Raw genomic sequence first — 17,908 nt, forward strand, 5'->3', positions numbered from 1 at the left:
TTCAGACCTCCTCCAGGACACGGGCCAGGGCACGACCGAGGCGGGCAAACCCCTCCGCAAGCTCGTCGGCCGTGATGATGAGCGGCGGCAGCAGCCGCAACCGCGTCGGACCGGTGGCGTTCACCACGACGCCCTCTGCGAGCGCCACGTCGACGACGCGCGCTGCGACCGGAGCGGCGAGTTCGAGGCCCAACATCAGGCCAGAGCCCTCGACGAGCCGTACCCCAGGCAGCGCCCCCGCCAACGCGACGGCCTCGTCACCTCGCGCGCGAGCAAGCGCGGGCGCGTCAAGGCGAACCAGCTCGTTCGCCACCGCCTCGACGACCGCCATCGCGAGGGCATTACCGCCGAAAGTAGAGCCGTGGTCTCCCGGGCGTAGCGCCTCGGCGACCGGCGCACGGGCCACGACCGCCCCGACCGGGTACCCGTTGCCGAGTGCCTTGGCCAGCGTGATCACATCGGGCTCGAGCCCGACCACCTCCGAACCGAGCCACGCACCCGTACGGCCGAGGCCCGTCTGGACCTCGTCCACGACGACGAGCGCGCCGGAGACCCGCCGTGCCCGCTCGATCGCCGCGATCGCCGCCGCTGGCAGCGGATGGACGCCGGCCTCTCCCGCGATCGGCTCGACGACCACGGCTGCCGTCGCCTCGTCGGCGACCTGCGCCTCGAGCGCAGCCGTGTCGTGCGGATCCACGTGCACGACGTCGGGCACCAGCGGCTCGAACGGCGCTTGCTTGTCGGGCTGACCTGTCAGCGAGAGCGAGCCGAAGGTACGCCCGTGGAACGCGCCGGTCATCGCGACCACGCGGGTCCTCGGAGCGCGCGCACGCCGGACGAGCTTGAACGCCCCCTCGACCGCCTCGGTCCCCGAGTTGGCGAAGAACACCGACGCGTCCCCGAGCGAGGCGAGCGGCGTCTGGAGCGCGGCGAGCGCGCGCTCGCGCGCGTCAGTGTCGAAGTAGTTCGACGCGTGCCACAGACGCGCAGCTTGGGCCCCGAGGGCCTCGACGAGACGCGGGTTCGCGTGACCGAGCGACACCACGGCGATGCCGGCAAGCAGGTCCACGTAGCGCTGGCCGTCGGCGTCGATGAGCCAGGAGCCCTCGCCACGGACGAACCGCCGCTTGGGCTGCCCGTAGACGCCGATGAGCCCGAGCCTCGTCATGACGCGCTCCGACGGATCATGGTTCCGACCCCCGCATCCGACAACAACTCGACGAGAAGCGCGTGGCGTTCACGACCGTCGACGAAGTGCACCTCGTCGACCCCGGCCTCGAGCGCGGCCCGTGCGGCAGCAAGCTTGGGGACCATGCCGCCCCGTACGCTGCCCGAGCTGAGCCAATCCTCGAGCTCGCCGAGGGTGAGTTCGGAGACGACGCTCGCCGGATCGTCTGGGTCGGCAAGCAGGCCCGGGACGTTCGACAAGAACACGAGCTTCGTCGCCGAGAGCGCCGGCGCGAGGGCGGCAGCGAACTGATCGGCGTTGACGTTGAGTTCACGGCCCTCGTCGTCGGCGGCGAGCGACGCCACGATCGGAATCATGCCGTGTGCAACCAGCGCCTCCACGAGGTCGGCACGCACCTCGACCACCTCGCCCACCCGACCGAGCGACGGATCGACGACACGCGCACGTGCGAGCCCACCGTCGACGCCCGAGAGGCCCACCCCTCTCGGCGCTCCGGAGACCTGGTTCACGGCGCGCACGATGGTGGGGTTGACGGCACCGAGCAGGCCGAGCCTCACCACCTCCAGCATCGCGTCGTCGGTGACCCTGAGGCCGCCGCGACGCTCACTCGACACCTTGAGTCGGCGCGCGAGATCATCGATCTGCGGACCCCCGCCATGCACGAGGACCGGGTGGATCCCAACGTGAGCGAGGAGCACGAGATCGGTAGCGAGCGAGGCGAGCGACCCCGCCTCGTCGCCGAGCACGTTGCCACCGTACTTGATCACGACCGTGTGACCCGCGAAGCGCTGGATGTAGGGCAGAGCCTCGACGAGGATCGGGGCGCGGAGACGAGGATCGAGGTCGATCACGAGGTCCTCCGGTTCTCTTCGAGGTAACCGTGACCGATGTCGCTGGTCAAGACGGTGGCGCTCGCCGATCCACGCCCGAGTGCGACGGCGAGGTCGACCTCCGGTTGGGCCATCCGCCGCGTGAGCTCCTCGTGCTCGTTCGCACTCCAGCCGCCTCGGGCCTCGAGGCCACCCTCGGCCACGAGCATCCCCTGGTACCAGATGCGCACACCGCTCGGATCGACGCCGCGTCGCGCGGCCCCCACCTCGGCCAGGACACGGCCCCAGTAGGGATCCCCGCCGAGCAACGACGCCTTCACGAGGAGCGAGTTTGCGATCTGTCGCGCGATCAGGAGCGCTTCGTCCTCGTCGCGTGCCTCGAGCACGCGCACCACCCCGACGCGCGACCCACCCTCGGCGTCCGCAACGATCTGGTGCGCGAGCTGCGCACAGACCTCGCGGACGGCCTCTTCGAACTCCTCGCCAGGCGAGCGTCCCCGACCAGAGGCGAGTGCGACGACCGTGTCGTTGGTCGAGCTGCATCCGTCGATCGTGATCCGATTGAAGGTCGTCTCGACCGCCGCGCGCAGCGCAGCGTCGAGACGCTCCGCCTCGACCGCCGCGTCCGTAGTGATGACGGCCAGCATCGTCGCCATCTGAGGCGCGATCATCGCCGCACCCTTGGCCAAGCCCCCGACGCGAAAACCATCCCCCTCGACGAGCGCGGTCTTCGGATGGGTGTCGGTGGTCATGATGGCTCGAGCCGCGGTCTCGGCGCTCCGCTCGTCCACTCCGACCGACGCAGTGAGGGCCCCGAAGCCCGCGAGCGCCGCGTCGATGGGGAACGAGATCCCGATGAGGCCGGTCTGAGCGATGAGATAGTCCTCGGCCCGGCCTCCGAAGGCGTGGGCTGCAGCCTCGAGGAGGCGCCGAGCGGCTGCTCGTCCCGCTTCCCCGGTGGCAGCGTTCGCGTTGCCCGAGGTCAGCACGACGCCACGAACGCGGCGGCCCGAGCCAGCGAGGTGCGCTCTCGACACCTCGATGGGTGCGGCTGGCGAGTCAGTCGTCGCGAACACCGCCGCCGCGACGACCGGCTCACCGTCGGCCGATCCGACGAAGGCCGCGTCCAACGCGCCGCCCGCCTTGATGCCGATCCACGCTCCACCTGCACGAAAGCCTGCCGGCGCGGTCACGCTCACGGCCACACCCCCAATCCCTCGAGCCCGAGTACTTCATCCACACCGACCATCAGGTTCGCGCCCTGCACTGCGTGCTGCGCCGCGCCCTTGCCGAGGTTGTCGATCACGCTCGTCGCGACGATCACGCCGACCTCGTCGTCGACCGTGGCGGCCAGCACGGCTCGATTGGACCCCCGCACCTCACGCGTCGACGGAGGCGTCTCTCGCACCTCGACGAAGGGCGAGGTTCCATAGGCCCGAGCGAGGACGTCGCGCACCGAGTCCGCATCGACGGTTGCGTCGGCGACCGGCAGCGTGATCGTCGCGGCGATACCGCGTGAATAGGGCCCGAGATGCGGCGTGAAGCGCACCGGGACCCCGAGCAGCGAGCGCATCTCGGGCGTGTGTCGATGCCCCCCGAGGGCATAGGCGCGCACTCCCTCGGCAACGTTGACGAAATGCGTCGTCTCCGTGGCTGCACTGCCCGCGCCGGTGACGCCCGAGATCGCGTCCACCACGACGAGGTCACGACGAGCGAGACCAGCGTCGATCAGCGGCTTCGCGGCGAGCACCGTCGCGGTGACGTAGCACCCCGGAACCGCCCAGACCTGTGCGCTCGCAAGCTCCGTGCGCACGTGCTCGGCGACCCCGACAACGGCAGACCCGAGGAGCTCGGGCGCGGGGTGGTCGTCTCCGTACCAGCGCCGCCAGGTCGCCTCGTCTGCCAGGCGCAGGTCGGCACCAAGATCGACCACGCGGACACCCCGAGCACGGAGTTCTCGGATGATCCCACCACTGTGACCGTGTGGGAGTGCACAGAAGGCGAGTTCAGCGGCGACGGCACGAGGATCGATGGGCTCGATAGGCCGCTCGGCCAAGTCGACACTGAGGCCAGGCACGAGCTCGCCCAGGCGGCGGCCAGCGCGCTGGTGGGCCTGGAACGCGACGGGCTCGAAGACGGGGTGCCGCGCCAGCACCCGAACGAGCTCTTGGCCAACGAAGCCGCTTGCGCCCACCACCACGACGTCCATGTCGAGAGTCTATGTCCACTACTGCATAATCATGCGCACCCTGCCCGAAGAATCGGCGCCGAGCTAAGCTTCCTTCGATCGAGGGAGGCGCCCGTGGGTCCGTTCGTCGCCTATGAACAGTTCTGGCTGCGCTACGTCGACTTCCGAGGACGCTCGAGCCGGGCCGAGTATTGGTGGGTCTTCCTCATCAACCTCGTTCTCGAGCTGCTCTTCACCTTGGGTGCACGCTCCACGTCACTCGTCAGCGATCTCGGTCTCCTGTATGGGCTCGCCGCCATCATCCCCAACCTCGCGCTCGTCGTTCGACGTCTCCATGACTCCGACCATCGCGGCTGGTGGATCTTCATCGCGCTCGTTCCGATCGTCGGCGCGATCGTGTTGCTCGTCTTCGAACTCCTCCCGGGCACCCCAGGGCCGAACCGCTACGGGGATCCGTCGACGCCGGTTCGCTCTCCCCGGTTCTAGATCGGCTATATCAGCATGGGAACGCTTCGCTAGAACTCCAGCTCCCCGGCTGAATGGATCGTTGCTGAGAACGAATCCACTCGCGTCGGAGCTCTTCCCCGAACGAACCGCCCGACGGCGGGTAGGGTGGGCACTCGTGCGCGGTTCGTCGGGCCTGAGCGGGGCCACCTCGCGATGGCTCGAACGCTTCGAAGTGCTTGCAGTGCGAGCCTTCGGCGCCGACACGCTCCTCTACGGCGTCTCCGCAGTCATCGCCGGGCTGAACCTCGTCGTCGCCTCCGGGGGCGACTACCGCGCCTGGGCGATCGTCGCGACACCGCTCTATGCGATCGCAGCACTCGCCAGCCTCCTTCTCGACCGGATCGGCGACGTCGAGCAAGCGACGCGGTGGCGTCACCGTCTCGTGCTCATCCTCCTCGTCGGCGTGGTCGTCGTGCCGCTCGGCGATGCGGTGGCAGCGCGCGCCCTTGCGCTACCCGGCATCCACGCCCAAGCCGAGGTCGTCGTGATCGAGCGCTGCGGCGACCGCGTGCTCCACGGCCACGACTGCTATCTCACCCACCCGACGACCGCTGGCAGTTCCGTGTCATCGGCGTCGCACGCACTCGACGCGAACGCGTTCGTCCCCTACCTCCCTGGGATGGCCCTCTTCGGCCTCCCGAACGGCCTCCCCCTGCCGACCGTGCTCCGCGACGCCCGAGTCTGGATGAGCACCTTCACCGTGGCGGTGCTGGCCTTCGGCGCGTGGCTCGCTCGACTCGCGCCTGCACAGCGGTGGCGCCTCCTGCTCCTCGTCGTCGTGCTCCCCGCAGGAGCCCTCCCCATGGTCACCGGCGGCGACGATCTCCCCGTCATCGCGCTGCTCGCGACCGGCCTGCTCCTCGTCGAGACGAAGCCGCGCACGGCGGGGATCGCGCTCGGGCTCGCCACGGCCTTCAAGCTCACCGCGTGGCCGATCGTCGCACTCCTGCTGCTCGTTCGCGATCCCACCGTGAATCGTCGCCGCCTCATCCCGCCGATCGTCGCCATCGGTGGCGGCCTCAACCTGCTCGGTGCCGCCATCAACCTGCGAGCGTTCATCACCAACGACATCCGCTTCCCACTCGGGCTTACCAGTGTGCGCTCCCCAGCGCAGAGTCCCCTGCTTGGCCAGGCATTGGTGCAGCTCGCACCGAGCGAGCACCGCCTGATCGTGGTCGGCCTCGTCGCCATCGGTCTCGCGGGCACGGCGCTGCTCATTCGAGCGGCTTGGCCGCTCACCGTCGATCGGGCGATCCTCGTGGCAGCCCTCGTGCTGCTGCTTGCCACGGTGCTCGCTCCGCAGACGCGCTTCGGCTACCTGCTCTATCCGTTCGATCTCCTCGCCGTGCTCGTGCTACGTCGAACCACACGCGTGCCGATCGACAGCGACCAGATCAATCCCGACCTCAGACAGACAGCGCTCGCGCGACTAGAGCGCTGACAGGCAGACTGCGCGGCCACGACTGGAGGCGCGTCGCCGACGTGTCACTCAGTCGTCACGAATCCGGGCCGGGACGACGCCCACGACGAGGCAGAGTCGAGGCGTGGTTCGCGTTCGTCCCTCGACTGGACCAGACTCACGGGTCGATCAACCGTACGACGAGTTCTACGACGCCGACGGGTGCGTTCGGCCCGTCTACGAACAACTCGCTCGCACCGTCGCGAGCCTTGGCGCAGACGAACTCGCGGTGCGCACCATCGAGCGCGACATGGCTCACGCCGATCGGGGCGTCACGTACGATCACCAAGGGGTCGAGGCCGTCTTCCCCTTCGATCCCATCCCGCGCATTCTCACCGAGTCGGCCTGGCGTCACATCGCAGCTGGCGTGCGACAGCGCGTACGCGCCCTCGAGGCCTTCCTCGACGACGTCTACGGCGCCCAGCAGATCCTCGCCGACGGCGTCATCCCGAGGGCACTCGTGCTGCGCTCGACACACTTCCGCCGCGAGGTCCACGGCCTGCGACCCGCGAACGGCGTACGCGTCCACGTCAGTGGTGTCGATTTGGTGCGCGACGCCGACGGCACCTTCCTCGTGCTGGAGGACAACCTCCGCGTACCCTCAGGCGTCTCCTACGCGCTCGACAACCGGCGCACAACGACGACGCGTTTCCCAGAGCTCCTGCGCGGCTACCACGTGGAATCGATCGACACCTACCCGTCGCAGCTCCTCGCCGCCCTTCGTGCGAGCGCTCCCGACGGGGTCAACGACCCCACCGTGGTCCTCCTCACACCTGGGCCCTACAACGCTGCCTACTTCGAGCACGCGTACCTCGCGAGGCGCATGGGGATCCCGTTGGTCCAACCCTCCGATCTCATCTGCAGCGGCGGGCGCTGCTATCTCCGATCCACGCGACGCTCGAACGAGGTGCACGTCATCTACCGGCGGATCGACGATGCCTACCTCGATCCCGTCGCCTTTGATCCGACATCGCTCCTCGGGGTCGCCGGCCTCATCGTCGCGGCGCGTGAGGGCACCGTCACCATCGCGAACGCCGTCGGCAACGGCGTTGCCGACGACAAGCTCATCGGCACGTGGGTGCCGACCATGATCGACTACTACCTGGGCGAGCAGCCACTGCTGGGCATGGTGCCGACCTACCGCCTCAACGATCCCGACGAGGTCGCCTGGGTCATCGCCAATCTCGACCGACTCGTCGTCAAGCCCACTGACGGCGCCGGCGGTAAGGGTGTCGTCGTCGGTACGACGGCGACCGACGAGGAACTCACCAACCTCGCTGGAGAGCTTCGCGCCCATCCCTACCGCTTCATCGCGCAGCCGATCATCCCTCTGTCGACCCACCACACGCTCGATGGACGCGCGCTCCACGTCGACCTCCGCCCCTTCGCGATCAACCACGGGGACCACATCTGGGTCATGCCCGGAGGCCTTACGCGCACCGGTCCGGCACCGGGAGTCCTCGTTGTGAACTCGTCCCAGGGCGGGGGATCGAAGGACACCTGGGTCCTGCGTCCGGGCAATGGTCGAGTACGGACGAGTCGCTCCGTGATCGGCCTCGTCGACCAGGTACGCGCCGACATCGACACGCCGAATCCCGAGGCGACCCAGTGATCCGCCCCCGCGCGGCGGCCTCCACGTACTGGCTCGGTCGCTACCTCGAACGCATCGACGCAACGGTACGGGTACTCGAGGTCCAGATCGACGCCTCCGTCCAGCACCGAAGCGGTCTCCCGTCGGCTGCGCTCGCGAACAGCTTGGGGATCGCCATCCCAGAGCAGCTCGCATCTCGCGACGACCTCGTCCGGCTTCTTCTCACCGACCCGGCGGTGCCCGGCTCGGTACCGTTCTGCGCCGCCATGGCGCTCGCAGACGCTCGGGACGTACGCGACCTGCTCACGAGCGAGCTGTTCGAGGCGATCAACGCCACCGCACGAGCCATCGCCAACACGGCTCGAACCGCGAGCACCATCCCGTGGGCACGCGTCCTCGCGACCGGACGCGACGTCCACAGTCGCGTTGCGACCTGCTTCGGTCTCTGCGAGATGACGCTCGCACGCGACGGCTACTGGGCGCTCTTCGGCATCGGCTCCAGCATCGAGCGCGTCGAGATGACGGCCCGGATCCTCGGCGCGTGGCGAGCACACGCCTCCACCGAGGAGGATTGGCACACCCTGCTGCGCTCGGTCGGCTCCCTCGAGATCCACCTGCGACGCCACGGGATCCGCGGGAGCACGCCCCACCGTGTGCTGAGCGACCTCGTGGGCGCGCTCGACAACCCGCGTGCGATCGCCTTCGGCCTGAACGAGGTTGCGCGTCGAGCGCGCCTGCTGCCACGCAGCCTGGTCGGGGCCCGTGTCGCCAAGACGGCAGCCGAGTTGGCACACGAGCTTCACCGCACCCCCGAGAGGATCGGCACCCGCAGCGGCGAGGTGGCTGCCCTTGAGGCGAGCCGAACCCTCCATCACCTCATCGAGACCACGATCGCCCTGCCGAGCCAGCCGCCCCGCTGGCAGCTCAGCGATCAGCTCGCCTCCGAGGTCACCCGATGAGGAGATCCCGTTCCACCCTCGCCACCTGGCACACCACCGAACTCAGCTACGACACCCCTGCCGTTCGGTCCTATTCCGAGCTGCGCATGAGCCCCACGACGGGGAGCAGCCAGCGCGTGCTCCGACACCGCATCGAGCTCTCCCAGCCAGCGCACCGAGTCCGCTACCGCGACTACTGGGGCTCGGTCGTCACGTACTTCGACATCCAACGCCCACATAGCGAGCTCACGATCGTGGCCAGCTCGACCGTGCGATGCGCGCCCTGGAGCACGGGATCGGTCGTGACGCTCGCGACGCTCGCGCGGCCCGAGACCCAGCGAGCACTCCTCGAGTACCTGCTCCCGACGCCCTTGACGACCATTGCTGAGCCCGCGATCGACCTCGAGGTGGGCACGGACCCACTGGAGCGGGCGGAGGCCCTCGCCGCCATCGTCCATGACACGATCACCTACGCTCCGGGAACGACGACCGTCGACACCACGGCCGACGAAGCGTGGGCCCGACGGTCTGGGGTGTGTCAGGACGCCACGCACGTACTGTGTGCGCTGCTGCGTCATGCAGGCATCCCTGCGCGCTACGTCTCGGGTTGCTTTGCTCCGCATGCTCTCGAGGTCTCCGAGGCCGCCGAGGGCGCAAGTCACGCCTGGGTCGAAGCGTGGGTGGGCCACTGGCACCCGCTCGATCCGACCAACCTCTTCGCGCCGTCAGAGCGCTACATCACCGTCGCCCGGGGGCGCGACTACCGCGATGTGGCCCCGCTGCACGGCATCTACGAAGGTCCAGGGCGACAGACGATGCGCTCGAGCGTACGCATCCAGCGCGTCAGCTGAGACGCGCTCCACCGCCGCTCCCTCGACCTGGTTGCCCCTGCGACGCGACCGGCGGGCAGCCTGGCGATCCGCACGGTGAGTGAGCGAGCGGACAGCATCGCATGTGTGGAGCCTCCCGGAGAGGCCGCTCTCTGCCGTGAACCAGCCCCGACCGGTCAACTCCGAACGATGAGCCCCACATCGGCCCTCCGACCTCTGGTTCCCTGGTCGATCCGACGACCAACGCGCACGCATCCGCGTGCACCCCGTGCAACCCTGAGCGCCAGCACGCGCAGGTTCCAGGTCGCGCTGGGACGATCGACGTCGAGCCGCTTACGCCATCGCCGGCAGTGCGGCCGTACGACATGCACCGCGGGACTTGCGCTCGAGCCGCCCGCAGATTCGCTCGACAGGAGGCGGGTGGCTCGCCTGCCATCTGAGGTGACGGTGACGAAGGTGCGCAGGTGCCCCCGGAGCGAGCGGGGACGGCGTCCCACCGACCGGACCGTGGCGAGAAGGCCGAGGCTCACAGAGCCGCGTGCACGCCGACCTCGTGGGCCAGAGGCGGCCCAGGTGCCGCTCGGCACGCGAGCGGGACCCTGGTGATCGCCCGGGGCAGCCCTCCACGTAGGACCGCGCGAGCGTGTCAGGTACCGAAAGGTGAGCCCATCGCTCCTCGTCTGTCGCGGGAGCGGAACGTCGGGCTAGAGGACGACCGCAGCGACCACGAGGATCGCCAGCACCACCGTCGCCACAGCAGCCATCCGTCCGACGCCTGCGGTCGCAAAGCCGATCACGGACGCCACGACGCCAGCGAGGGGGGTCGCGAGCAGGATGACCGCGCCGAGCAGCACGATGCCTTCCCCGCGGCCGTGCCGAAGAGCCCGTACCAGCCCGCCGAGCCCCACCGGAAAGTGCGCACGGCGCCCGACGAGGACGTGGTAGCTGATCGGACCGACGACGAAGTGAGGATGGCTGACGAGGGTCACCACGAGCCCGGCCACGACCAGCACGACCGCGATGACGACGCCAGCCCCGAGGACGCGTCCGACGACGTTCGCGACCTGCGCGTCCGGATCCTCGACGCGTCGCTCTCCCGACGCGCTCATCCGATGCCCTTCTGCAACATCTCGACGGCGACGACCACGAGCACCGCGATGAAGACCCAGCGCACCACGGTCACGTTCACCCGCGTGAGCAGGCGAGCCCCGAGCGTTGCGCCACCGAGCACACCGACCGCGATGGGGCCGGCGAGGATGGGGTCGATCTGGCCTCGCGACAGGTAGATCGCCGCACTCGCCGCGGCTGTCATGCCGATCATGAAGCTGCTGGTCGCCGAGGCCACCTTGAGCGGCACGCCCATCAACATGTCCATCGTCGGAACGTTCAACGCACCAGAGCCGATACCGAGGAGCGCCGAGACCACGCCGGCACCGAACATCAGCACCAGACCGAGGAGGCTGCGCTCCACCCGATGGGCAACGAGGACGCCGCCATCACCGATCGGCGCTGCGCCATGGAGTTGGAGGGCATCGGCGATGCGATCGTCGCGGGGCTGCTCGATGCGATCCCCACTGCGTCGACGCAGCATGGCGACGGCAGAGTAGACGAGGATGGCTGCGAACAGCAAGAAGAGGAACCGCGTCGGCACCGCGCGCGACAGGAGGGCACCGACGATCGCGCCGAGCGTGGTCGCGATCGCGAGATACAGCGCGAGACGCACGTTCACCATGCCGCGACGGACGAGCCGCGACGCGCCGGTCGCCGAGGTCGCCACCACGGTCACGAGGCTCGCCCCGACCGCCAGGCGGATGTCGACATGGAAGACCAGGGTGAGCACCGGCACGACGACGATTCCGCCACCGAGTCCCACCAGGGACCCGAGCAGGCCAGCCACAGCGGCGATCACTATCAGCGCGATGATGAAGACGAGCGGTGTGATGACCATCATTGTACCCTCGTGGGTATCAGATCACGACGCCGGCGCCGTACGAAGCGCGGCTCCGAGTGCCGCACCCGCGTGCCGGGCCACCTCGATCACCTCGCGAACCCTCGCCTCACTGATCGGCCCTTCGGGGTCCTCGAGCCGTAGGCGCAGGCCGAGCGAGCGCCGACCCTCGCGAACGAACGTGTCGAACGCTGCCACGTCGCGCACCACCGGGCCGATCTCCTCGCGCACCCGAGCCGCGAGGCTTGCGGCCGCGAGGTCCCAGGGCACCTCGAACGAGAGGTCGAGCTCACTCGCCGCGAAGGCGCCAAGGGTCGAGGAAGCCGTGAGGGGTCGGGGCTCGGCGAGCCAGTCCGCGTCCAGCTCGACAACGCCGTAGCGCCACCGTCGAGCACCCAGCGCAGCGGCCACATCCGGCGCGAGCTCACCGAAGACACCGACGACCAGCCCATCATCGATCACCGCCGCCTGGCGGCTCGGATGCAGTCGGGGCCACCCAGGACCACCAGGGCCGAGCTGCACCGACCCAGGACCAAGCTCGAGGCCGGCCCGAGCCACGAGCCTCGCGAGCCAACGGCCCGCCTCCACGCCGCCGTCATGGGCGTGGGCGACGATGAGCCCGAGTCGCTGTCGCTCGTTGACGACGCGTCCCTCCTGCCAGAAGACCGGACCCCACTCGAAGAATCGCGCGGGCTCGAGACGGCGTCTGACCGCGTGATCGAGCGCACCGACGAGGCCCGCAGCGACCGTGGTGCGCAACACGCTCTCTTCGGGGCGCAAGGGATTGGCGATCACGGGTGCGACGCGCTCGCTCCCGAGCTGCTCCTCCACCGAGGGCGACACCATGGTCACGCTCCAGGCTTCGAAGGCGCCCTCGTCCGCGAGGAGCGTCGAGAGGGCACGTTCGCGCTGCTGGCGTAGCGTCGGGCCATCGCGTCGGGGACCGATGAGGGGCGTCGGGGCCACCGCGTCGTAGCCGACCTGACGGAGCGCCTCCTCGACGACGTCGGCGACGTCGGTGACGTCGGGGCGCCAGGTGGGGACCCCGACCTGCCAGCCGTCCCCGTCTGGCTCGAGGTCGAACCCGAGGCGCGAGAGCCCGGCATCGGGTTCGAACGACTCGAGCACCACTGGATCGCCCGCGATCGCCACCGCGCTCTCAGCACGCACCGCGATCCGTCGCGGCGTCGTGGCGTACGCAACGTCGGCGACCAGCATCGGCGTCGCGACACCCACGAGAGCGGCAACACGGGCGCACACCGCGTGCGCGACGGCGGGGTCCACCCCACGCTCGAACCGCCACGACGCCTCCGTCCGAAGACCCGTGGCGCGCGCCGCGCGCGCGATGCGCTCTCGTGGGAACGCCGCCACCTCCAAGAGGACCTGCTCGGTCTCGGCGTTGACCTCGGTCTCGGCACCGCCCATGATGCCAGCGAGCCCCACCGCGCGATCGCTGCCGTCGACGATGACGAGTTCACCACCGGCGAGGGTTCGTTCTCGATCATCGAGGGTGACGAGCCGCTCTCCAGGACGAGCACTGCGCACCCCCACCACGCCACCAGCCAAACGGTCGCGGTCGTAGGCATGCGAGGGCTGACCCGTCTCGAGCATCACGGCGTTCGTGGCGTCGACGATGGGGCTGATCTGCCGCATGCCGCTCAGCACGAGCCACCGCGCCACGCGCGGCTCGAGCACCGCGCCACGCACCTCGAGGCTCGCGAGCACGAGTCGATCGACGGCGCCCTCTTCCACCGTCACCGCGCGGGGATCCTGGCGCGTGAGCACCCCCGTGACGTCGACGAAGGGGGCGCGGAAGCGCGCAGCGAGGTCGCGCGCGACACCGCGAACTCCGGAGGCGTCCGGTCGATTGGGTTCCACGGCGATGTCGAGGACGACCTCGTCACGGACCCCCAGAGCCTCACGCACCGGCACGCCGAGCGGGAGCGACGGCGAGAGGATCGCGAGGCCGCTCGCGTCGGAGCCGAGACCTGCCTCCGGAGCCGAGCAGAGCATCCCTTCCGACGTCACCCCACGCAGACGCCGGGCCCCGATCTCGGCGCCGTTCGGCAGGCGCACGCCTGGCAGCGCCAGCGGGACGACATCGCCTTCGACGAAGTTCCATGCGCCGCACACCACCGGACGGATGCGACCCGATCCGTCGTCCACCTCGACGAGTCGAATGCGGTCCGCTCCCTCGATCCGATGGATGGCGAGCACCTTGGCCGTGACCACGCCGTCCGCCGCGACCGGGTGCTCTTCCACGCCTTCGACGACGAGCCCGAGGGAGTCGAGCGTGCCCACCAGCGCGCGAACACCCTCGCTGTGCGCACGCAGTGGGTCCGTGAGGCCGAGCGCCTCGAGCGGCGTGAAGACCTCGAGCCAACCGATGGGCAACCTCATACTTCACCCCTCGTGCGCACCAGCAGCCGGAGGTCGTTCTCCGGCAATACCCGCATGTCGGCCAGCCCGTAGCGCATCTGCACCAGACGGTCGATGCCGAAACCGAACGCGAACCCCGACACACGGCCGGGATCGAGCCCACCTGCCTCGAGCACGCGTGCGTGCACCATGCCTGCACCGCCGAGCTCGATCCAGCCCGTGCCCGAGCAGGTGCGGCACCCCGCCCCGCCACAGATCGTGCACGTCACCTCGAACTCAGCCGACGGCTCCGTGAACGGGAAGTACGCAGGACGCAGTCGCGAGTGGATTCCCGGTCCGAAGTACGCCGTCGTGAAGGCCTCGATCGTCCCCTTCAGGTGCGAGAAGGTGATCCCCTCGTCGACCACGAGCGCCTCGATCTGATGGAAGGCCGGCGTGTGACGTGCGTCCGGGGTGTCGCGCCGATAGACGCGCCCCGGCACCACCGCGTAGATCGGCAACGTGCCTCGCTGCATGAGACGGATCTGCGCTGGCGAGGTGTGCGTCCGCAGGAGCAGCGGAGGCGAGGCGTCGACGTCGAGGTAGAAGCTGTCCTGGGCGGCCCGTGCGGGATGGTGCTCCGGCACGTTCAGCGCCTCGAAGTTGAACCACTCGTCCTCGACCTCTGGACCCGAAGCGACCTCGAAGCCGAGGCGCCAGAAGACGTCCTCCAGCGCCATGCGCGCTCGCGCCACGAGGTGCCTCGCCCCGGGACCCTCGAGGGGTTCGACGAGCAGGCCCACGGAGGGATCAGAGCGCTCGCGCTCAGCGCGCTCGAGGAGCTCTGCTGCGTCGAGACGTGCCTCGGCCGCCTCGATGGCCGACGTGAGCGAGGCGCGGGCCTCGGCCACGACCCGGCCGAGTACCGGCCGCTCCTCGGGATCGAGGTTGCGAATCGACCGTGACAGCACTGCCAGTGGGCTCTGCGGCCCGAGCGCAGCCTCACGGATCGCAGCGAGCTCGTCCCGATCCGCGACCGTCGCAAGGCGCTCGAGCGCTCCTTGCACACTCGCCGTCACGAGAGCGGTGTCTGCGGCGCCCTGACCGTCGCCACCCTGGTCTCGCACGCTCGCCCCCATAGACCCTCGTCCTTCCTCACCACCGCGACCTGCGGCCAAGGCTAGCCCCGGGTCGACGCACCCGCCCCGCCACCGAGCGACACCCAGAGCGCGAGTGCACCCGCCACCGCAGCGTTCAGCGACTCGAGCCGGGGCGGCACGACCAACGCCGCGCGCTCGTCGAGCTCGCCGTCGACCGCCGCACTCAGGCCAGCGCCCTCGGCACCGACGACGAGCACGCGCCGCTGTGTCTCGGGCGCGAGCGGCGACGGTGCGCGCGGGTCGAGCCCAATGACGCGCGCGCCCCGGACTCGCAGCTCACGGAGCGCAGGCGTGAGCTCGTCCACCTCGGCGATGGGCACGCGCTCGAGCGCCCCGGCCGCCGCTCGAGCCGCCTTGGGATTGAACGGATCGGCCGATCCCGGACCGACGAGCACGCCCACCGCGTCCGAGAGCGCGGCCGCGGTGCGCACCAAGGTGCCGACGTTGCCGGGATCTTGCACGCCGTCGAGGGCAAGGACGACGAGACGGTCCTCGAGCGCCTCGACCGGAACCGTGACCCGTCGCAGCACCCCGACGAGACCCTGCGGAGTCGTCGTGGCGCTGATGGCGGCCAGCTCGCGCTGCGTGACGACGACGACCGAACGCGCAGAGGCCACGAGGTCGGCCTCGCGACGGATGGCCTCGTCGACCCCGACGAGCTGCTCCACGTGCGCTCCCGCCGCCACCGCGGCACGAAGGAAGCGTGCGCCTTCGAGCACGTAGCGACCGTGTCTGCGCCGCGCGGCTGCCGACCTCACGAGCTCGCGCAGCTCGGCGCGGGCGTCAGGACGCAGCGCGCTCCTGGTTGGCTTCGGCAAGCCGCACCAACGCGCCGAACGCGCCCGGGCTCCGCACCGCCAGGTCCGCGAGCACGCGACGATCGAGGCCGACACCCGCGCGGCGCAGACCAGCCATGAAGCGCGAATACGTGGTGCCCTCGGCACGCGCCGCCGCATTGATGCGCTGGATCCACAGCCGACGAAACTCGCCCTTGCGCGCCCGACGGTCGCGATAGGCGTACTGCAGCGAGTGCATCACCTGCTCGTGGGCGGCTCGATAGCTTCGGCTCTTGTTGCCGTAGTAGCCGCGCGCGAGCTCGAGCACCGCACGACGGTGCTTGCGGCTGTGCAACGACCGCTTGACTCGTGCCACTTGTGTCCTCCTCCGAAGCCCTAGCGTCCGCCGAGCTGACGCAACGCGCGACGGGTGTCACCCCGCGACAACACACCCTCGCGATGCAGGCGCCGCAGCCGCGACGACGACTTCTTGCCGAGCAGGTGGGAGGTGAAGGCGTGCCGACGCATCAGCTTGCCCGTGCCCGTGCGCTTGAACCGCGCCTTCGCACCCGTATCCGTCTTCATCTTCGGCATCGCAACTCCCGTCTCCTGCCGGCGTCACCCGCTCGCGATCGGTCCACACCCAACGAGCGGCGCTGGTAACCACGCATCCATCCCCGAAACCCCGTCTGCGACGGAGCGCTCGAGCGGTCATGGCTGCCTCGACAAGCTCGCGCCGGGTGCGGCGCGGCCTATCAGCGTAGTGTGTCTGTCGACCGAGTTGGGCCTCAGGCGCGCGCCGGTGCGGGTCGGCGATCTGGTGCGAGCACCATCACCATGTTCCGGCCATCCAGCTTCGGCATCACCTCGACGTGAGCGACGCCCTTGACCGCCTCGACGACTCTCGTGAGGATCTCCTGACCGAGTTCCGGGTGGAACACCTCACGACCGCGGAACATGATCGTGACCTTCACCTTGTGGCCCTCGGCGAGAAACTTGGCCACCTGTCGCGTCTTCGTGTCGAAGTCGCCCTGCGAGATCTTGGGGCGGTACTTCATCTCCTTGAGCTGCGACGCCGAGGCCTTGCGCTTCTGCTCACGGACTCGCTGGGCTTGGTCGAACTTGAACTTCCCGTAGTCCATGATCTTCGCGACCGGTGGCTTGGCCATGGGTGCCACCTCGACGAGGTCCATGTCCATCGCTCGGGCGATTTGCAGTGCCTCCGGAGTCGGCTTGATGCCGAGCTGGTTGCCGTCCGGTCCGACGAGGCGCACCTCGCGAACTCGGATCTGATCATTCACACGGGCCCCGTCCTCGGGTGCAGTGGCGATAGGAGACTCCTTCCGTCGGAAAACCACCAGCGTGGCGGCCAGCAGCCGCGCCTCACGATTGTAGCCCAACGCGACGAGGCAAGCCTCGATTCCCCGAAGGCCACGGCGCTAGACTCATGGCCCGTGGCCACCGACGAACGTCCGCCATCCGACCTCGCTGGCGAGGTGCATGGTCCTTCGTCCAGCGACGGCTCCACGGCGAGCACCGCGGCGCCCTCGGATGCGCGCGCCGAGGAGGAGGCCGCACGCCTCAGGGCCGAGCTCCTCGACGCCGACGTTGGGGATCTCATCGCCAACCACGCCTACGGTCTGTTCGAGCTGACGCGGATCTACCTCGCCGCCGAACCACCCCGGCTCGCTGACGCTACCCTCGTCATCGACGCCCTCGCAGGTCTGCTTGCCGGCGTCGCCGATCGCCTGGGCGAGCGCGGCCAGCTGCTCGAAGCCGCACTCCGCCAAGTGCAGCTGGCGTTCGTGCGCCTTCGGGACCTCACCCACGACGAGACCGCCTCCTGAGCGCGCGTCAGTCGAGCTTGTGCACCCAGGTGGCCTCAGAGGCGCCTCGAAAGGACGGCGCGACCCGAACCAGCACCCGCTGGCCGACACGGACCTGGCGCGACCCGTCGTCGACCACGATGCAATGAAACGGCACCTCGACTGACCCCTCGACCGCGATCGCCCCGAGGCCGACGTGGGCGTCGAACGCCACCACCGTCCCCTCGCGCACCTCGTAGGGATCGACGACGGCGCGCGCTGGCGCCTCTTCCAGACTGCCGCGGACGCGGCGCCGAGACCGACGCACC

At 69.6% G+C, this 17,908-nt stretch carries 19 protein-coding genes; 6 read left to right on the forward strand and 13 right to left on the reverse strand.

Annotation, left to right across the window (positions count from 1 at the left end; genetic code table 11):
* Nucleotide 1: 1 nt before the first annotated feature.
* Genes AFER_RS08610 through argC form a run of 4 tightly spaced genes read right to left on the reverse strand, consistent with a single transcriptional unit; the run spans nt 2 to nt 4,228 of the window.
* Nucleotides 2–1,168, reverse strand: a complete 1,167-nt coding sequence (locus tag AFER_RS08610; protein WP_015799057.1) for an aspartate aminotransferase family protein — start codon at nt 1,166–1,168, stop codon at nt 2–4.
* Complete coding sequence (gene argB, locus AFER_RS12430; protein ID WP_015799058.1) at nt 1,165–2,040, reverse strand: acetylglutamate kinase; 876 nt, start codon at nt 2,038–2,040, stop codon at nt 1,165–1,167. Before argB ends, AFER_RS08610 begins: the two co-directional genes overlap by 4 nt.
* The gene (argJ, locus tag AFER_RS08620) at nt 2,037–3,218 is read right to left on the reverse strand and encodes a bifunctional glutamate N-acetyltransferase/amino-acid acetyltransferase ArgJ (protein ID WP_041663494.1); all 1,182 of its coding nucleotides are present in this window, start codon (nt 3,216–3,218) and stop codon (nt 2,037–2,039) included. The genes argB and argJ overlap by 4 nt, the downstream gene beginning before the upstream one ends.
* Nucleotides 3,215–4,228, reverse strand: a complete 1,014-nt coding sequence (argC, locus tag AFER_RS08625; protein WP_015799060.1) for an N-acetyl-gamma-glutamyl-phosphate reductase — start codon at nt 4,226–4,228, stop codon at nt 3,215–3,217. Before argC ends, argJ begins: the two co-directional genes overlap by 4 nt.
* A 93-nt stretch (nt 4,229–4,321) precedes the next feature.
* Here argC and AFER_RS08630 point away from each other — a divergent pair, with 93 nt between their 5' ends.
* The 5 genes from AFER_RS08630 to AFER_RS08650 all read left to right on the forward strand — a co-directional run bounded on the left by AFER_RS08630 (nt 4,322) and on the right by AFER_RS08650 (nt 9,553).
* Nucleotides 4,322–4,693 (forward strand): DUF805 domain-containing protein, encoded by a 372-nt coding sequence (locus AFER_RS08630; RefSeq protein WP_015799061.1) that lies wholly within the window; start codon nt 4,322–4,324, stop codon nt 4,691–4,693.
* A gap of 61 nt (nt 4,694–4,754) precedes the next feature.
* The gene (locus tag AFER_RS08635) at nt 4,755–6,155 is read left to right on the forward strand and encodes a glycosyltransferase family 87 protein (RefSeq protein WP_171788985.1); all 1,401 of its coding nucleotides are present in this window, start codon (nt 4,755–4,757) and stop codon (nt 6,153–6,155) included.
* A 103-nt stretch (nt 6,156–6,258) separates the two neighbouring features.
* Complete coding sequence (locus AFER_RS08640; RefSeq protein ID WP_015799063.1) at nt 6,259–7,785, forward strand: circularly permuted type 2 ATP-grasp protein; 1,527 nt, start codon at nt 6,259–6,261, stop codon at nt 7,783–7,785.
* A complete protein-coding gene (locus AFER_RS08645; RefSeq protein WP_015799064.1) occupies nt 7,782–8,723 on the forward strand; it encodes an alpha-E domain-containing protein in 942 nt (313 codons plus the stop codon). The genes AFER_RS08640 and AFER_RS08645 overlap by 4 nt, the downstream gene beginning before the upstream one ends.
* Nucleotides 8,720–9,553, forward strand: coding sequence for a transglutaminase family protein (locus AFER_RS08650; RefSeq protein WP_015799065.1), 834 nt, complete (start codon nt 8,720–8,722; stop codon nt 9,551–9,553). The genes AFER_RS08645 and AFER_RS08650 overlap by 4 nt, the downstream gene beginning before the upstream one ends.
* A gap of 683 nt (nt 9,554–10,236) precedes the next feature.
* On the opposite strand, the gene AFER_RS11270 is transcribed toward AFER_RS08650, so the two are convergent.
* From AFER_RS11270 to infC, 8 genes are all read right to left on the reverse strand, one after another.
* Nucleotides 10,237–10,641, reverse strand: a complete 405-nt coding sequence (locus AFER_RS11270; protein ID WP_015799066.1) for a DUF1634 domain-containing protein — start codon at nt 10,639–10,641, stop codon at nt 10,237–10,239.
* Entirely contained in the window at nt 10,638–11,483 is an 846-nt protein-coding gene (locus AFER_RS08665) for a sulfite exporter TauE/SafE family protein (RefSeq protein ID WP_015799067.1), read from the reverse strand. Before AFER_RS08665 ends, AFER_RS11270 begins: the two co-directional genes overlap by 4 nt.
* A 21-nt stretch (nt 11,484–11,504) precedes the next feature.
* The gene (gene pheT, locus AFER_RS08670) at nt 11,505–13,880 is read right to left on the reverse strand and encodes a phenylalanine--tRNA ligase subunit beta (RefSeq protein WP_015799068.1); all 2,376 of its coding nucleotides are present in this window, start codon (nt 13,878–13,880) and stop codon (nt 11,505–11,507) included.
* Nucleotides 13,877–14,977 carry a phenylalanine--tRNA ligase subunit alpha gene (gene pheS, locus AFER_RS08675; protein ID WP_015799069.1) on the reverse strand — a complete coding sequence of 367 codons (1,101 nt, stop codon included), beginning with the start codon at nt 14,975–14,977 and terminating at the stop codon, nt 13,877–13,879. The genes pheT and pheS overlap by 4 nt, the downstream gene beginning before the upstream one ends.
* Before the next feature lie 41 nt (nt 14,978–15,018).
* Nucleotides 15,019–15,756: a TrmH family RNA methyltransferase gene (locus AFER_RS08680; RefSeq protein WP_049755446.1), complete on the reverse strand. Its 738-nt coding sequence runs from the start codon at nt 15,754–15,756 to the stop codon at nt 15,019–15,021.
* A 25-nt stretch (nt 15,757–15,781) separates the two neighbouring features.
* Nucleotides 15,782–16,150: a 50S ribosomal protein L20 gene (rplT, locus tag AFER_RS08685; protein WP_015799071.1), complete on the reverse strand. Its 369-nt coding sequence runs from the start codon at nt 16,148–16,150 to the stop codon at nt 15,782–15,784.
* Between the two features lie 20 nt (nt 16,151–16,170).
* Nucleotides 16,171–16,368, reverse strand: coding sequence for a 50S ribosomal protein L35 (gene rpmI, locus AFER_RS08690; protein WP_015799072.1), 198 nt, complete (start codon nt 16,366–16,368; stop codon nt 16,171–16,173).
* A gap of 194 nt (nt 16,369–16,562) precedes the next feature.
* Nucleotides 16,563–17,174: a translation initiation factor IF-3 gene (gene infC / locus AFER_RS08695; RefSeq protein ID WP_342606820.1), complete on the reverse strand. Its 612-nt coding sequence runs from the start codon at nt 17,172–17,174 to the stop codon at nt 16,563–16,565.
* Between the two features lie 54 nt (nt 17,175–17,228).
* Here infC and AFER_RS08700 point away from each other — a divergent pair, with 54 nt between their 5' ends.
* The gene (locus AFER_RS08700) at nt 17,229–17,621 is read left to right on the forward strand and encodes a hypothetical protein (RefSeq protein WP_041661805.1); all 393 of its coding nucleotides are present in this window, start codon (nt 17,229–17,231) and stop codon (nt 17,619–17,621) included.
* A gap of 7 nt (nt 17,622–17,628) precedes the next feature.
* Here the strand turns inward: AFER_RS08700 and AFER_RS08705 are convergent, their stop codons facing one another.
* Nucleotides 17,629–17,907 carry a hypothetical protein gene (locus tag AFER_RS08705; RefSeq protein WP_015799075.1) on the reverse strand — a complete coding sequence of 93 codons (279 nt, stop codon included), beginning with the start codon at nt 17,905–17,907 and terminating at the stop codon, nt 17,629–17,631.
* Nucleotide 17,908: the final 1 nt, after the last annotated feature.

This window comes from Acidimicrobium ferrooxidans DSM 10331, assembly GCF_000023265.1.
GTDB classification, from domain to species: Bacteria; Actinomycetota; Acidimicrobiia; order Acidimicrobiales; family Acidimicrobiaceae; genus Acidimicrobium; species Acidimicrobium ferrooxidans.

What these genes read in the sequence shown, in the direction of transcription:
- AFER_RS08665 (WP_015799067.1), bottom strand. Translation starts at nt 11,483, where the DNA reads ATGATGGTCATCACACCGCTCGTCTTCATCATCGCGCTGATAGTGATC.
- rpmI (WP_015799072.1), bottom strand. Translation starts at nt 16,368, where the DNA reads ATGCCGAAGATGAAGACGGATACGGGTGCGAAGGCGCGGTTCAAGCGC.
- AFER_RS08650 (WP_015799065.1), top strand. Translation starts at nt 8,720, where the DNA reads ATGAGGAGATCCCGTTCCACCCTCGCCACCTGGCACACCACCGAACTC.
- pheS (WP_015799069.1), bottom strand. Translation starts at nt 14,977, where the DNA reads ATGGGGGCGAGCGTGCGAGACCAGGGTGGCGACGGTCAGGGCGCCGCA.
- pheT (WP_015799068.1), bottom strand. Translation starts at nt 13,880, where the DNA reads ATGAGGTTGCCCATCGGTTGGCTCGAGGTCTTCACGCCGCTCGAGGCG.
- AFER_RS08610 (WP_015799057.1), bottom strand. Translation starts at nt 1,168, where the DNA reads ATGACGAGGCTCGGGCTCATCGGCGTCTACGGGCAGCCCAAGCGGCGG.
- argC (WP_015799060.1), bottom strand. Translation starts at nt 4,228, where the DNA reads ATGGACGTCGTGGTGGTGGGCGCAAGCGGCTTCGTTGGCCAAGAGCTC.
- AFER_RS11270 (WP_015799066.1), bottom strand. Translation starts at nt 10,641, where the DNA reads ATGAGCGCGTCGGGAGAGCGACGCGTCGAGGATCCGGACGCGCAGGTC.